Origin of the sequence: Flavobacterium piscisymbiosum (assembly GCF_020905295.1) — a bacterium.
Lineage (GTDB): Bacteria > Bacteroidota > Bacteroidia > Flavobacteriales > Flavobacteriaceae > Flavobacterium > Flavobacterium piscisymbiosum.
In genome coordinates, this window is sequence record NZ_JAJJMM010000001.1 from 3,838,703 (window position 1) to 3,853,945 (window position 15,243).

The window sequence follows — 15,243 nt, forward strand, 5'->3', positions numbered from 1 at the left end:
TTATATTTTAAGAGATTTCCATTTTATTAAACTAATTACGGTTGCCATAATAGCTTCTTCATTATTACGTGGTTTCCAGCCTAAAACTGTTCTGGCTTTTTCGTTACTGGCTTCGCGGTAAATACCAACTAATGGCAAAATGGCTTTGGCCTGATCGTTAAACAAAGCGCTTAATCGTATTATAAAGGTAGGTAAAGATTTTGTAGAGGCTTTCTCTACAACGTATGGCATTTTTTGTTTTAAGAGCTTTACGATTTCTAATAATGACATGGTACCTCCTGCCAAAGCGAGGAAACGTTGTCCGCTGGCATCCGGGTTTTCCATGGCCAGAATGTGCAGTTCGGCTACATCTCTTACGTCTACAATTCCTAAACGGATATCCGGAACTGCTTTCATGCTTCCGTCTAATAATTTTTTTAGCATTTCGAAACCGCTCGATAAATCGGCGCTTAAGGATGGACCAAAAATCCCCATTGGATTAATGACTGTAAGTTCTAATTTTCCGCTTTCGGTTTTCATAAAATCCCAGGCAGCCTGTTCGGCAAGAACTTTAGATTTATTATAAGTCGAAAGTCCTTTTTCGTTAGGATTGGTCCAGCTTTCCTCTGTAATAATTGTATTTTTATCTTTATGGCTGTAACCAACCGCACCAAAGTTTGAAGTCATTAATACACGTTTTACGCCTGCTTCTCGTGCCGCTTTCAGTACACGTAAAGTTCCGTCAACGGCAGGACGGATCATTTCGTCTTCGTTTTTGGGTAATCTTAAAAATATTGGCGAAGCAATGTGCAGAACATACTGACAGTCAATCATGGCTTCGAGCCAGTTTTTATCTGAGGTAAGATCAGCTTCGATAAAATCAAGTTTACTAAAATCGGTAATGCCGCCATTTTTTAGCGTTTCGAAAATCTTGTCTTTGCTTTTTATCGAACGAATGGTTGTTCGAACCTGATATCCACGATTTAATAATTGTAAAATACTATGTATCGCCACAAAACCTGTTCCGCCTGTTACCAATACTTTTTGATGGGTATGTATCATTCATTACATTTTTATGGTACAAAGATCTGAAGAATGCTTTTAGTTGACTTTGTTGAAAAGTCCAAAGTTGTTTTGTTGAGAAGTTCAGCAGGGAGGAATTAGAAAATTAGATAATTAGATAATGAGAGATGGGATGCGGATGAAATGGATTCGCTTTGCGAAAGCACGGATTTTTATAGTTGGTTTTCTTGTTTTTGTATGTCAGACTGAGCGAAGTCGAAGTCTCGCAATGTGACTACAAATAATTTTTCATGCCGATTTCTATAGTATAAACATTTTTTTCAGGAGCTAATCCCGCTATCCGTTCCAATCTTTTGTGCCGAACACCGGCACAAAAGGATTTCCACTTCTATCGGGGCTAGGGTAATCATTTTCATAATAATATTTAGTTTATCAAAAATGAAATAAACTGGTTTAAACATATAAAGTAACCACAATCCTGTCATCCCGAGGAACGAGGGATCTCCGCAAGAAACTCCTTAAAGAAACTCCGTAATTAGTGAGACCTGACAGGTTTTTAAAACCTGTCAGGTCTGCTTTATGTGCCAATTTTTGTCGAGTTGCTCACGGAGATCCCTCGTTCCTCGGGATGACAAGATTGAGGATAGTAACAGGGGAGTACATCTTTTTCAAAGTTGTAAACTTTGAAAAAGATAGTAAAAAATCTAAAATCTAAAATCTAAAATCTAAAATCTAAAATCTAAAATCTAAAATCTAAAATCTAAAATCATTCTACAGGTAATGTATCTTCTTTTTTACCTAATAAAAATTTTACGTAATAAATTTCTTAAAGCCTTGTTTTAGTGTTTTTTTTACGGTTATCTAAATGCAATTATTTTGAAAAAATTTGCCTGATTACAGTTGATTGATAAGAAAAAATATTGTTCATTTGCGCCTTAATTTAGAATTGGTTTAAATAATAATAACATGAAAACAAAAATAATATCAACTTCCTCTTTCCTAAGAACTTCAGGAAGAATGATAGCAACTCTTCAACAGCAATTTAATTTTATTATTTTAGTCAGTTTGTTAGTGAGTGGAGGACTTCTTCAGGCTCAAACTACAGGAACAGGACAAATTTCAGGAACTATTATTACCAATGACGGAAATGCAAGTCAGGGTGTTATTGTAAAATTAATTGAAATTAATAAAAGCGCTGTAACGAATGCATCTGGTAATTATGAGTTTAAAAAGGTACCTTTTGGTACGTATACACTCGAAGTTACGATGTCTGGTTATGCCTCTTCTACAGAAACAGCCGAGATTACAAAGCAAACACCATCAGCTCTTGTAGACATTCGAGTAAATTCATCTATAGAGAATCTTGAAGATGTGGTAATTCGTACCGGAGGAAATCGTTTTGCTAAAAAAGAGAGTATTGATGTGGCTAAAATGCCGCTTAAAAACATCGAAAACTCACAGGTTTATATTATTGTAAGCAAGGAGTTAATGAAAGAGCAAGTCATTACAGATTATAATAGCGCGTTTAAAAATGTTCCGGGAGCCGGTATTGCAGAGGTACGAAATCAGGGGAGAACTACTTCTATTTCAAGAGGTTTTGCTACACCTCAATTGGTTCGAAACGGGGTTGGAAGTTTTACTTATACCACAATCGATCCTTCGAATCTGGAGCGTATTGAGGTGATCAAAGGACCATCGGCAACACTTTTTGGAAGTACTTTATCTTCTTTTGGTGGATTGTTTAATCGTGTGACCAAAAAGCCTTTTGATAGTTTTAAAGGTGAAATATCATATTCAGCAGCTAGTTGGGATTTAAACCGATTTACAGCTGATGTCAACACACCATTAAATAAGGATAAAACAGCTTTGCTAAGAATGAATACTGCTTTTCATAGTGAAAGAAGTTTTCAGGATGCAGGATTCAACAGGAATTTTTCTTTTGCTCCAAGTTTTTCGTATGAAATCAATGATCGTTTGACGCTTTTGATTGATGCTGAATTTAGTATGTACAAAGCGACTTCGCCAACCAGACTTGCGCCATTTGTTGTAAAAAATACCGAAAGCAGTATTGAAGATCTTAATATTCCGTACAAATTGTCTTTTGCCAATAACACCATCAATTATACAAGTCAGCAATATAATATTTTTGCACAGTTAAAGTATAAAATGACTGACCAATGGACGTCTCAAACTGTTATATCCAGAACACGATCTTCGTCTGATGGCTATACGGTGGCTTTGCAAATGATGTCTCCCACTACAATAAGACAACAAGTTACGTATCAGGAATCTCCTTTTTACGGAACAGATATTCAGCAGAATTTTATTGGTGTTTTTAACATTGGTAAACTAAAGAACAGGGTAGTGGCAGGTATCGATTTTTACAGTCTTCGTGCTACGCGTAATGATGCTACGGTAAATATGCCAGCCATGGATTACAAAAAACCAGGCGATGCTTACAACAATTTTAATTTGGATAAAGTAGCTCCGATGTTTAGTGATCCTAAGGTAAAGTTCACCAATTATGTTTCGACTAACGAAAATACCTATAGTGCCTACGTTTCTGATGTTTTGAATGTAACAGACAAATTATTAGTAATGGGAGGAATTCGTGTAGACCGATATGAAAATAAAGGGACTTACTACCCGAGTAAAGATTCTATTGCAGGAAATTACAATCAAACGGCATTTTCGCCAAAATTTGGAGTGGTGTATCAACTTATGAAAGACAGGATTGCTGTTTTTGGTAATTATATGAATGGTTTTAGCAACGTTTCGGGTTCTGATTTTGACGGAAACACTTTTAAACCCAATCAGGCGAATCAGTATGAGGGAGGTTTTAAATTTGATTTGAATAAAATATCAGCGACATTGAGCTATTATGATATTCAGGTTACAAACATTACACGCGATGATCCGGATCACGCTAATTTCTCTATTCAGGACGGAACTCAGGTAAGTAAAGGTTTTGAAGCTGAGCTGATTGCCAACCCAATTTCAGGACTAAATATCGTTGCAGGTTATACGTATAATGATAGTAAATACGAAAAAAGTAATGCCAGCGTTCAGGGATTAAGGCCAACAACGGCGGGATCTCCAAGAACGGCGAATTTATGGGCGAGTTACAGAATTGTAAACGGTCCGGCGCAAGGTTTAGGATTTGGTTTTGGAGGTATTTATGGCAGCGAATATTACCAGACCAATACGACGACTTTCAAATTTTCGATTCCGTCGTATACGGTTTTAGATGCTTCACTTTTTTACGATCAGCCTAAATACAGGTTGGGAATTAAAGTAGATAATTTAACAAACGAAAAGTATTGGTCGTACAGACTTGCAGCTCAAAACCCAACGCGTGTAACAGCAAACGTTACGTTTAAATTCTAAGATTATTTAAATTTAAAATAATAGAAAAAGGGGAAGATTTCATTTTTGAAACCTTTCCCTTTTTTATTTACTGAATTTAATATTTCGCCCCGCTGGGGCTCTGTGTTGTGAGACTTGATTTTCTACAAATATGTCGTCCCTCCGGGACTAGAAAATGATTATTTGTTTTTTTGAAATCTTATCCTTTTTATTTCTGAATTTAATATTTCGCCCGCTGGGGCTCTGTGTTGTGAGACTTGATTTCTATAAATATGTCATCCCTCTGGGACTACAAAATGATTATTTGTTTTTTTGAAATCTTATCTTTTTTATTTAATGAATTTAATATTTCGCCCCGCTGGGACTCTGTGTTGTGTGGCTTTATTTTCTATAAATATGTCGTCCCTCTGGGACTTGAACATGATTATTTATTTTTTTTGAAATCTTATCCTTTTTATTTACTGAATTTAATATTTCGCCCCGCTGGGCTCTGTGTTGTGTGGCTTGATTTTTTATAAATAGGTCGTCCCTCTGGGACTAGAAAATGATAATTTGTTTTTTTGGGTCTCTATAAATATATTATCATTTCAGCATTTTAAATTGATGGTGAACATTATAAAAATCCCTTATAAGAAAAGCTCCATAGGAGCGATATATTTATAGCTATTTGATATTGGTTTAGAAATAAAGCTCCATCGGAGCGACATATAAATTTTAGATATTCAGAGGAAGCTTTGTTTTATGTAAAATATTGTTCAATTTTGATCTGAAATCTTCCCCTTTTTTGGCTATTTATTCAGCCATGCTTTAAATTCCGCGGCTTTGTTTTTGCTAATGATAACATCGATTGTAGATTTTGGAACAACTTCAATTTTGAGCTGGTTATTGCCATATTTCAAAATTTTATCTATCGATTTTATAGCCAGGATAAATTGTCTGTTGGCCCTGAAAAAGATTGCATTGTCGAGTTCGCTGTAAATTTCTTCGAGGCTGCTGTTACTTGTAGAGATTTTTCCGTTTACATCTTTCACGTAAGTGATCGTATTCTCCATATAAATATAGGCGATTTGTTCTATTTCGAGCGAGACGATTTCGTTTTTCAGATTCGTTAAAATCCTTTTTTTATTCGCAGGAGAAACAGATAAATCAGGAACTTTTGATTGCTCATTCGATTCTAGTTTTGATTTGTAACTGGTTAAATCATAGTTGAGTTTCGAAAGGCTTAAAACTTCATTAAAAAGATTTTCATTTTTCTGCTCCAGTTTTCTTTCGTATCGGCTTCCAAAAAGGCGAATCATAAAAAAAGAAAGTAAAACAATCAAAGCGCCAGTGCTGATGTAAACCAGAATAAAATAGAATTTTAAATCCTGAACTTGTTTATTTATGCTTTGTAGATTGGCGTGCGAAGCAATAATCCAATCGGTGTCTTTAACCGGATAGAGGTAGATAATTTCAGCATCTTTTTTTTGATTGTTATAGTTTCTGATTCCACCGCCTTCGGTTTTATTTTTTAGATAGGAATAAAAATCTTCAGGATTTACTTCATTATGCGTTGTCGAAATATACGATTCGTCAGGACCGGTCATTCGGCCAATTTTTTCCGGATTAGGATGGCAGATTTCTTTTCCTGTTTGATCAAACATACAGATAAAACCCGTTTGAGTGTCGGTTTTTTCGATGCTCTTTTGTACGTTATTAATGATTACCTTTCTGTCACTATTTTGTTGCGCTTGTAAAGAAATCAGGTTGGCCATTTCTTTGGCTTCTCTTTTACTGGACTCAATCTGAATTTTTAGAAATTGCTCCGTACTTAAACCTACCAAATAATTCATGCTAAAGTATCCGCAAATGTATACGACAACAAGTAATGATAAAAAAGTAAAAAGATAAAGCTTGTCTTTCTTCATAAGAATATTTGAATTGATGATCCAAATTTAATTAATAATAATCGGTTGGGTACAATTATTTTTAAGAGACAGCAGTCATAATTTTTGTTTAATTAAAGAACAAGTTTTTTGTTTTTAAATCGATCATCCATTTATTCGAAAGGAATTTTAAATCAAGGTTGAAACCAAGTATAACCTTTCTATAAATGTTTTATCAGAAAGCCAGATTCTATTCAGTCTTATTTATTCCCTTTTAAGTTCATTTTTTCCCTTTCTCGCTATTTTAGTTGATTTCATTGAGGTTTCAGCGCTTTATTTGCAGTATGAAATTTCAAAATGAGATCAGTTTTGTTTCCCTGATTTTGATTTTTACAGTTTTAAAAGAAGTTCCAAATGCCTTATTAAATAGAAAAACATCCAAAATGAAAAAGCCAAAAATTTACAAAAGAAAAGTCATCGTGATTCCGGTCATCATCTTGTTATTGATTTTTGCAGGAATACAATTTATCCGTCCTGTAATTACAAATCCACCAGTTACGGGAAATTTAAAAGTGCCGCATGAAGTGGAGACTATTTTAAGAAATTCCTGTTATGATTGTCATTCGAACGAAACCAATTTGGCCTGGTATGATAAAATAGTTCCCGTATCGTGGCTTGTTGCCCAACATATAAAAGAGGGCAGGAGCGGACTCAATTTTTCTGAATGGGATAAATTATCAGCGGCAGATCAAAAGGCAAAACTTTGGGAATCTGTGAATCAGGTTTCTCAGGGAGCAATGCCTTTGCAGAGTTATACATTGGCACATCCGCAGGCAAAATTATCTCAAAAAGATCTCAAAGTACTTGAAAATTATATATGGGGTTTAAGAGTAAATAATAAACCTCAGGATACTGCGAAAATAAAAGCATTAAACAATCAGACCGAAGAATTGAAAAAGGCTGAAAAGTCAGTTAAAATACCTAAAACACCAAACGGGATTGCGTACATAGCTGATTATAAAAACTGGGGTGTTGTAAGTACAACGCAGCGTCTTGATAACGGAACAATGCGAATTATCTACGGAAATGATATTGCCATAAAAGCGATTAAAGATAAGAAAATTAACCCGTGGCCGGACGGTGCTATTTTGGCGAAAGCGGCTTATGAGGAGGTCGAGGATCAGGATGGGAATATTTCTCAGGGCGCTTTTAAACAAGTCGAATTTATGGCTAAGGATCACATAAAATATAAAAAAACGAATGGTTGGGGATTTTCGAGATTCAAAACCACAGAATTGATTCCGTATGGTAAAAGAGCCGATTTTGTGATCGAATGTATGAATTGTCACAAGCCTATGGAAAAAAACGATTATGTATTCACACTTCCAATACGTCAATAATATGAAAACGATACTCTATTTTACAGGAATTCTTTCTTTGTTTTTTCTTTTTTCCTGTGCAGATAAAACAAATGAAAACGCTTTGAATAAAGATGCTTCATTACCGGATGTACTGCTGGACAAGGTTTCAGGTTTGCAGGTGATCAATTCTTCTATCAATAATAAAAAACATACGACATCATTGCTCTACGGAAATCAGAAAACAGTAGAAAGATTAAAATCGGATGAATTAAACCTCAAAAAAGGTGAAAAATTAGTATGGATTACATGGCATCAAAAGTCAGATCCTAACTGGATTGGCGCCATTATTCCGGGAAAATTACTATCGCTTGAAATTTTGGAATCTAATGGAGAAAAAGAAGGTTTTAACTATCAAAAATTTGAGGGAAACAAAATGGAACTTCAAAAAGATACTCTTGGTAGTGCTCATAGAATTAAGGAATTACTGAATCAAAAAAAGGCAAATGTGCCTCAATTATAAATCAATTAAACACTATTGCCGAATAGCCGTTCGCAAATCGATGTATAATAAATCTTTCACGCAGATTTTAAAAAGATCTAAGCAGATATACGCAGATTATTATCTAAATTAAAATTTGCCATAATCTCTAAGATCTGCGTGAAAAAATCCTTTGTAATCGCTCACTATCATTTAAATGTGCTGTTGAAGTTTTGTAATCTCTGCCCATAATCGTGTAAAATTTCTGATTGAATCTTGAATTAATTTTAATCCTCTGTAAAAGAAATTATTAGAACAACAATTCAAACCATAATCATTATGATACACAAAATAGAAACAGCAAAAAATTTAATTGCTTTTAGAGCACTTGGTCAGGTAACAACAGCTGATTTTAAAAGTGTTGTACTGCCGGAATTAGAAGGATTATCAAAAGAATCAAATGAAATTAATTTTTTATTTGCGCTGGATACAGATATTCAGAATTTTACTGAAAATGTCTGGTTTAAAGATGCTGTTTTAGGATTACAGCAATTTGAAAATTGGAACAGGGTTGCCATCGTTTCTGACTCGGATGAGATGAATTTTAATGGCGGATTTACATTTAATACTACGGGAGAATTACGTGGTTTTAAAAAGTTAGCTTTCAATAAAGCCCTGAAATGGGTCGAAGGAGATTCAATTTTATAAACTAAAGTTATGAGAGCAATATGGACAGGATCGATTAGTTTTGGGTTAATTAATATTCCCATTAAAATATTTTCTGCTGTGCAGGAAAGCAGTATTGATATGGATATGCTGGATGAAAAAGATCATGCCAACATCAAATTCAAGAGGGTAAATGAAAATACCGGAAAAGAAGTGGCCTATGCCAATATTGTAAAAGGCTATAAAATAGACGATAAATATGTGATTCTTGAAGATGCTGATTTTGAAGCCGCAGATGCCGAGAAAACCAAAACGATCAACATTCAGAGTTTTGCTTTAGAAAAAGAAATTAATAGTATTTACTACGAACAGCCGTATTATCTTGAGCCTGATAAAGGTGCGATGAACGCTTATGCTTTGCTAAGAGATGCGCTTGAAGCATCGGGTAAAGTAGGAGTGACGAGTTTTGTTTTACGTAACAAGGAAAGCCTGGCGATTTTAAAACCATATAAAAATGTGATTCTTTTGAACCGAATTCGTTTTGAGCAGGAAATAAGAGATACAGCAGAATTAAAACTGCCTACAGCATCTAAAAAAGCCACGAAAGAAATGGATATGGCCGAAAAACTGATCGATCAGCTTACGGAGAAATTTGATATTAGTGCTTATAAAGACGAATATACCGCTAAGCTTTTGCAAATTATAAAGAACAAAGCGAAAGGCAAAAAACAAGCAGCGCCAAAGCTTAAAGTCGTTCACAAACAAAGCGACGATTTGATGGCGATGCTAAAAGCAAGTCTGGAAAAAAAGAAATCCTCTTAATGAGGATTTTTGTTTTCCAGCTTGTGTAATATCTTTTTAATATTGGCACCTTTTCCTAAAACGGGTTGCCATAAATCTCCTTTTTTCTCAAATCGCTGCAGCACATTTTTGATGGTAAACTGCGATGGATGCAGTTTCGAATTTACTTCGCTCCATTCTAACGGAGTTGAAACTGTTGCTCCCGATTTAGGCCTTACAGAATAAGGCGCTGCAAGAGTTTGGCCGCGTCGGTTTTGTAGATAATCAATATAAATTTTATGATTTCTTTTTTTGATACTGCGTTCTAATGAAGTCGTTTCAGGCAAACGCGAATGAATTTCGATGGCCAGTAATTCGCCAAAAATTTTAATCGAATCATAATCGTATTGCGCGCCCAGCGGAATATAAACGTGTAAACCCGTTGCTCCTGAAGTTTTGCAGTAACATTCGGTTTCGAGTTCATCGAGAACTTCTTTTACGGTTAGAGCTGTTTTTACCACTTCTTCGAAATCATCTTTTTCAGGATCAATATCAATTACGAGCCAATCCGGATTTTCGACGTGTTTGATGGTCGAATTCCACGGATTCATTTCGATACATCCTAAATTGGCCATGTACAGTAAAGTCGCTTTATCATTACAAATCAGATAATTGAGATATTCTTCATTCGATTCTGAAAAGATTTTTTTGGTTTTGAGCCAGGACGGAACTTTATCAACATCGACATCTTTTTGATAAAATCCCGGCGCATTGATTCCGTTAGGAAAACGATTCATCGATTGCGGACGATCTTTAAGATAGGGAAGAATTAAATCGGCAACTTCATTATAATACTGTACAATTTCTCCTTTTGTAATACCATCATCAGGAAAATAAACCTTGTTTTGATTGGTAAGATGCAAAGTGGTTTTTCCTATTTTTAAATCGTAATCGTTTTCTGTTACAGGAGTTGGTTTCTCTTTCATGGTATCTTTTTTTACATCTTTTTCGATTGCGTTATTTGATTTAATTGTAGACGGAACAAAAACTTCCGAAGCTTTTTTATCAATCCTTAATCCCAGATATACAGGATGTCTTAAATGCTTGTCATTTGTCCATTCTGAGAATTTAACCTGACAAACCAGCTTTGGTTTTACCCATTGAATCGTATCTCTTAATGCTATTTTTTCGCTTAGCGGAGATTCATTCACAAAAAGAGGTTCTAATTTGGTATATAATTCTTTTAAGGTTGCATCATTAAAACCGGTTCCGCATTTGCCTATAAACTGCAGTCTTTTGCCGTAATATTGCCCCAGTAAAATGGCTCCAAAATATTTTCTGGATTTTTTGGGTTCAGTAATTCCAATAATAATGGCTTCTTCTTCATTCGAAATTTTAATTTTAAGCCAGTCACTGCTTCTTTTATTGGACATATAAGTACTATCGGCTTTTTTGGCAATAATACCTTCGCCTTTGTTTTTTATCGAAAGATCGAATTGTTTCAAACCTTTTTCTATGGTATGTTCTGAGTAATAAATATTTTTAAAATCATATTTATTAAATAAAATTTTAAGTAATTCCTTTCTTTCGAGCAATGATAAATCAGTGATGAGATTTCCATCTAAATTAAGAAGGTCAAAAACATAATATTTTAAAGTTCCAAAACCTGTTTTAAGATAGTTTTGAAGGAGTTGGAAATTGGCTTTTCCGTTTTCATCTTCCACAACAATTTCACCATCTAAAACTGCAATATGATCTATTTTTTGTAATTCATCTGCAATGGGTTTAAAATTGGCATTAAAAGATAATTCATTTCGGCTAAATAATTGTACATCAGTAGGATTAATTACAGAAATCGCTCGATAACCATCATATTTATTCTCAAATACCCACTCAGCATCATCAAATGCTTTTTCTTTGGTATTGGCTAACATGGGTTTGATAAAAACAGCAGCTTCTTCGGCTGATGCAGGATTATTTTTTGAAGCCTTTTTTTTATTGGTTTTTTCCTCCATTTTTTTAGAATTTTTCTCTAATTCGTCTAAAGTTCTTTCAGAAATAACCGATTTATTTTTATTTAATATGTCACTTTCGGTCGCATGAGGATCTTGTTTTTTAATCAATAACCAGGCATTTTCCTGTTTGCCTTTTAGTTTGATTAATGAAAATTCTCCTTTTAGTTTTTTTCCTTTTAAAACAAAACTTAAATGACCTTTTTTAAGATCTGCCAATAAAGTTTTTTCCGGATTTGGTGTAGGTTCATCGGGAGTATAAGTGCCGTTATCCCAAACAATAACATTTCCGGCACCGTAATTTCCTGTGGGAATTGTGCCCTCAAAATCTTTATAGCTGTACGGATGATCTTCGACCATCATTGCCAAACGTTTATCATCAGGATTCATAGACGGACCTTTAGGCACTGCCCAACTTTTCAGGACGCCATCCATTTCTAATCTAAAATCGTAATGCAAATGCGATGCGGCATGTTTTTGCACCACAAAGATGAGTTCGTTTGCTGATTTTGCGACTTTACCTTTGGGTTCCTTAGTTTGTTTAAAATCTCTTTTCTGGTTGTATTTAGACAGTGACATATGATTTTGCTAATAAGATCAGTGTTAATGAAATGGAATAAACTGCGGTTGCCACAAGACCGAAAATGATGTGGGCAAGAAGCAGCTGAAAGTAGTATCCCTTTAAATCGATTTGAGGCTGATGATTACTCATTTTAAACATAATCATCCAACCAATAATGCCAATAATACCGCTAATAAAGCCTAGTATGAATCCGCTTAAAAACGAAATGGGTAAAAGATCCTGAACCCACAAAAAATGATAACACAGAACAAATAAAAAACCAATAAAATAATGCAGCAACCAGGCTAAAACAGCTTTTGATTTTGGTGCTAATTCAATATTTAATTTTGTTAGCATAAAGGTCAACAAAACAGGTTCTTTATACAATTCACGAAAGCTTGCCGAAGCCGCATAACTAAACAACGTCATTGCTGATGTGGCGGCAATTGAAACTACAATAAGTTGCAAAAAAATATAGATGTCCATGATGCGCTTTTTTAGTGTTCGGTTAAGGTTTTAAACAAAAAAATCATGTACTTCAAATAGCTGTAATTTATTAATAAACAGAATTTTTGAAGTACATGAAGTGTTATATAATTTGCTTTTGATCATTTTCTGTAATCTCATTTGTTTCCGGAGCAGTAACATTAGAGAGTTTTTTATAGCCTCCTAAAGTCAAAAGCGACATTCCCCATTTTCCTAAAGTAGCAGCTGTTTTACGTTTGCCGGCCAATTTTAGCGTTAAACCTAAAACTAATGATCCTGCGGCGGCGTATAGTATTTTATTGGCTGATATTCCCTGAGGTTTTTCTTTTATACCATAGCCAAAGTTTTCGCGGGTTTTGGGATTTAAAATATTTTCCATGATGTCAAATTTTATAATTAAACCTAATTTTTTAAATTGTTTTTTTTGAAGTAAGTAATTATTTTGCATTGATTTATTACTTAAAATTCTCTCGGATTATTTACAGGATCTTTTTCTTCAAGATCCTGATCTATATCGTATTCCTGATCGAGTTCGTCTTGTTTTAAATTGTCTGTAGCAAAACTGTCGGGATCACGATCGTTTTCGTCATAATCTTCTACAAGATCATCGTCGAGATCGCTTTCGTCAAGCTCTTCGTCTTCATCAAAATAATCGTCGTCTTCGTTATCTCTGTCAAGTGCATCTTCGAAATTATCATCTAAATTTAAATTGTCCGGATTTTCCTCTTCATTTAAAATTTGATCGTCATGATAATCTTCTTCTTCATCCATTTGTTTCTGATATTCATCGACATAACTTTCGTCGTTATTGTGGCTTGCAGCATAGATATCATTTTGTCTGGTATCAGAATCTAAATGAGTCTCATCTTGCTGTGGCTGCAAAATGCGATCGTCCTTGATGTAACTTTCATGAGTTTCGCTTGTTTTATGGTTTGAAGTATTCATAGCTATTTGAGGTTAAATTATTAGATAAGTAAAATATTTTCCTGATTCTAAATGTCTCATTCAAAATTAGTTATGAAGTACTTGTGTTTACTTATAAAATTTGAAATAGTAATTATATAATTAACAGCATTTTAGCTTTTATAAAAAGAAATCTTTAACCATTTTGCTCCAAATGAAAATTATATAAGCAGAAATGAAGATTTTGTAAGGAATTTTTGCTCAATTTTTAAAATATTTGAATAGAATAAATGGCATGAAGTAGCGCACCTGCAAATCAGAATTTTAAACTTATTGACTATGAATAAAAAAGGACCCATAGTAGTAATAGAGAATAAACAAGAAGACCGTAAATTATTTATCGAGGTTTTTAGCGAACTCAACTACGCCAATGCAATTCTATATTTTAATACTGCCGAAACGGCCTGTAATTATATGCTTCGCCATCAGATTAAACCTTTTTTGGTTTTCTCTGATATTGTATTGCTGAATGTTATGAATTATAAAGTGATGGAAACGAATCCGGATAATAATGGAGTAGGGACGATATTCAATTGTCCGTACTTGTTTTTTACTACATTATTTGAGCAGAGTTTTGTAATCGATCCGTATTCTTTGCCTACGCACAGCTATTTTGTAAGACCTTTTGATTATGACAAATTCAAGCAGGTTATCAAGACAATTATAGAATATTGGCATAAGCCAAAATCTATTGCGCAGTATAATAAGATCGAGATTAAAGCAGTTAAAATTGAATAAAAAAAATCCATTCGCCGCAACGAATGGATTTTTTTATTACTCCTGAAGAGCTTAGTTCATTAATCAAATTTTGATTTTATCGAATGGCATATCTTAGCTTAAGTCCGTAAGAAACCAATCTGATATCATTTGAATTAGAAGCATCAAGTACGCTGTTGTATTGTAATTGAACAGGTAATTCCGGTTGGTATTGTACCAGATTTTTACTTCCTTTCTTATCATAGATATTATTTAATCCGTAGTCTAAATAAAGTCCGATATAAATAGCACTTCGATCACCAATTTTTTGTTTCAAACCGGTTTCGAATGTAGCAGAATAAGACACCTCTGTATCCAGATCCTGTTTGCTTGTTTTAAGATTGTTTTGGCTCTCAAACCCTGCAAATGCCGGACTAAATAATTCGACATTATATTGCGGATAGTATCCGCTTGTAGTCAGGTTCTGGAATGTGCTTTCGTAGCTTCCGGTTGTAGCAAAACCTATTTTAGCTCCCGCTGCAAGATATAATTTTGTAGCTCCCGGAGTTTCAAACTGAATAGTAATTGGAATATTAACGTATCCTAATTTTTGCTGTTCTCTTAAATTAGTTGCTTTATATCGAAATTGAAAAGCTTCATTTTCAGCATCAACCGCATTGTATTGTCCGCCATAAAATCCATATTTTACATCAGAAGTATAGGTTTGATATTCGGCACCAATACCAATACTTAAACCTTCATTTAAGTAGTAAGAATATCGAATTCCTGCATTGAAACCGTTTCCTGGAACTACATCTCCAGTATTAGATTTTAGAAATGAAAACGGTCCTCCCACAGCTATTGATAATTCCTGTTTTTTATCCTGACCGTAACTATTTAGGCAAGATCCTAAAACTACTGTAACGATGGATATTGATGTTATATAGTTTCGTATATATTTTTTCATCTTATTTTTTTTTAATGCCAGTGCTATTCGAAAATAGCA

At 34.2% G+C, this 15,243-nt stretch carries 13 protein-coding genes; 6 read left to right on the forward strand and 7 right to left on the reverse strand.

The window, feature by feature from the left end; translation table 11 throughout:
- Complete coding sequence (locus tag LNP81_RS16660; RefSeq protein ID WP_230037748.1) at positions 1 to 1,041, reverse strand: SDR family oxidoreductase; 1,041 nt, start codon at positions 1,039 to 1,041, stop codon at positions 1 to 3.
- A gap of 927 nt (positions 1,042 to 1,968) precedes the next feature.
- On the opposite strand from LNP81_RS16660, the gene LNP81_RS16665 reads away from it, so the two are divergent.
- On the forward strand, positions 1,969 to 4,389 hold the full coding sequence (locus LNP81_RS16665; RefSeq protein ID WP_230037750.1) for a TonB-dependent receptor: 2,421 nt from the start codon (positions 1,969 to 1,971) through the stop codon (positions 4,387 to 4,389).
- A gap of 767 nt (positions 4,390 to 5,156) precedes the next feature.
- Here the strand turns inward: LNP81_RS16665 and LNP81_RS16670 are convergent.
- Positions 5,157 to 6,275, reverse strand: a complete 1,119-nt coding sequence (locus LNP81_RS16670) for a LytTR family transcriptional regulator DNA-binding domain-containing protein (protein ID WP_230037752.1) — start codon at positions 6,273 to 6,275, stop codon at positions 5,157 to 5,159.
- Positions 6,276 to 6,676: 401 nt separating this feature from the next.
- Here LNP81_RS16670 and LNP81_RS16675 point away from each other — a divergent pair, with 401 nt between their 5' ends.
- From LNP81_RS16675 to ku, 4 genes are all read left to right on the forward strand, one after another.
- Positions 6,677 to 7,633: a heme-binding domain-containing protein gene (locus LNP81_RS16675; RefSeq protein WP_230037754.1), complete on the forward strand. Its 957-nt coding sequence runs from the start codon at positions 6,677 to 6,679 to the stop codon at positions 7,631 to 7,633.
- 1 nt (position 7,634) lies between these two features.
- Positions 7,635 to 8,114, forward strand: coding sequence for a cytochrome P460 family protein (locus tag LNP81_RS16680; protein ID WP_230037756.1), 480 nt, complete (start codon positions 7,635 to 7,637; stop codon positions 8,112 to 8,114).
- 297 nt (positions 8,115 to 8,411) lie between these two features.
- On the forward strand, positions 8,412 to 8,780 hold the full coding sequence (locus LNP81_RS16685) for a SpoIIAA family protein (protein ID WP_230037758.1): 369 nt from the start codon (positions 8,412 to 8,414) through the stop codon (positions 8,778 to 8,780).
- A gap of 9 nt (positions 8,781 to 8,789) precedes the next feature.
- Entirely contained in the window at positions 8,790 to 9,560 is a 771-nt protein-coding gene (gene ku / locus LNP81_RS16690) for a non-homologous end joining protein Ku (protein ID WP_230037760.1), read from the forward strand.
- Here ku and ligD read toward each other — a convergent pair.
- The 4 genes from ligD to LNP81_RS16710 all read right to left on the reverse strand — a co-directional run bounded on the left by ligD (position 9,557) and on the right by LNP81_RS16710 (position 13,523).
- On the reverse strand, positions 9,557 to 12,109 hold the full coding sequence (ligD, locus tag LNP81_RS16695; RefSeq protein WP_230037762.1) for a DNA ligase D: 2,553 nt from the start codon (positions 12,107 to 12,109) through the stop codon (positions 9,557 to 9,559). The genes ku and ligD overlap by 4 nt on opposite strands.
- Positions 12,096 to 12,578, reverse strand: a complete 483-nt coding sequence (locus LNP81_RS16700) for a hypothetical protein (RefSeq protein WP_230037764.1) — start codon at positions 12,576 to 12,578, stop codon at positions 12,096 to 12,098. The genes ligD and LNP81_RS16700 overlap by 14 nt, the downstream gene beginning before the upstream one ends.
- A 103-nt stretch (positions 12,579 to 12,681) precedes the next feature.
- A complete protein-coding gene (locus tag LNP81_RS16705; protein ID WP_230037766.1) occupies positions 12,682 to 12,957 on the reverse strand; it encodes a hypothetical protein in 276 nt (91 codons plus the stop codon).
- A gap of 80 nt (positions 12,958 to 13,037) precedes the next feature.
- On the reverse strand, positions 13,038 to 13,523 hold the full coding sequence (locus tag LNP81_RS16710; RefSeq protein WP_230037767.1) for a hypothetical protein: 486 nt from the start codon (positions 13,521 to 13,523) through the stop codon (positions 13,038 to 13,040).
- Between the two features lie 297 nt (positions 13,524 to 13,820).
- Here LNP81_RS16710 and LNP81_RS16715 point away from each other — a divergent pair, with 297 nt between their 5' ends.
- Entirely contained in the window at positions 13,821 to 14,279 is a 459-nt protein-coding gene (locus LNP81_RS16715) for a response regulator (RefSeq protein ID WP_230037769.1), read from the forward strand.
- Positions 14,280 to 14,355: 76 nt separating this feature from the next.
- On the opposite strand, the gene LNP81_RS16720 is transcribed toward LNP81_RS16715, so the two are convergent.
- Positions 14,356 to 15,204, reverse strand: coding sequence for a porin family protein (locus tag LNP81_RS16720; protein WP_230037771.1), 849 nt, complete (start codon positions 15,202 to 15,204; stop codon positions 14,356 to 14,358).
- Between the last annotated feature and the right edge of the window lie 39 nt (positions 15,205 to 15,243).

Excerpts from the sequence above, each read along its gene's own strand:
- LNP81_RS16660 (WP_230037748.1), bottom strand. The coding sequence starts at position 1,041 with ATGATACATACCCATCAAAAAGTATTGGTAACAGGCGGAACAGGTTTT.
- LNP81_RS16665 (WP_230037750.1), top strand. The coding sequence starts at position 1,969 with ATGAAAACAAAAATAATATCAACTTCCTCTTTCCTAAGAACTTCAGGA.
- LNP81_RS16670 (WP_230037752.1), bottom strand. The coding sequence starts at position 6,275 with ATGAAGAAAGACAAGCTTTATCTTTTTACTTTTTTATCATTACTTGTT.
- LNP81_RS16675 (WP_230037754.1), top strand. The coding sequence starts at position 6,677 with ATGAAAAAGCCAAAAATTTACAAAAGAAAAGTCATCGTGATTCCGGTC.
- LNP81_RS16680 (WP_230037756.1), top strand. The coding sequence starts at position 7,635 with ATGAAAACGATACTCTATTTTACAGGAATTCTTTCTTTGTTTTTTCTT.
- LNP81_RS16685 (WP_230037758.1), top strand. The coding sequence starts at position 8,412 with ATGATACACAAAATAGAAACAGCAAAAAATTTAATTGCTTTTAGAGCA.
- ku (WP_230037760.1), top strand. The coding sequence starts at position 8,790 with ATGAGAGCAATATGGACAGGATCGATTAGTTTTGGGTTAATTAATATT.
- ligD (WP_230037762.1), bottom strand. The coding sequence starts at position 12,109 with ATGTCACTGTCTAAATACAACCAGAAAAGAGATTTTAAACAAACTAAG.
- LNP81_RS16700 (WP_230037764.1), bottom strand. The coding sequence starts at position 12,578 with ATGGACATCTATATTTTTTTGCAACTTATTGTAGTTTCAATTGCCGCC.
- LNP81_RS16705 (WP_230037766.1), bottom strand. The coding sequence starts at position 12,957 with ATGGAAAATATTTTAAATCCCAAAACCCGCGAAAACTTTGGCTATGGT.
- LNP81_RS16710 (WP_230037767.1), bottom strand. The coding sequence starts at position 13,523 with ATGAATACTTCAAACCATAAAACAAGCGAAACTCATGAAAGTTACATC.
- LNP81_RS16715 (WP_230037769.1), top strand. The coding sequence starts at position 13,821 with ATGAATAAAAAAGGACCCATAGTAGTAATAGAGAATAAACAAGAAGAC.
- LNP81_RS16720 (WP_230037771.1), bottom strand. The coding sequence starts at position 15,204 with ATGAAAAAATATATACGAAACTATATAACATCAATATCCATCGTTACA.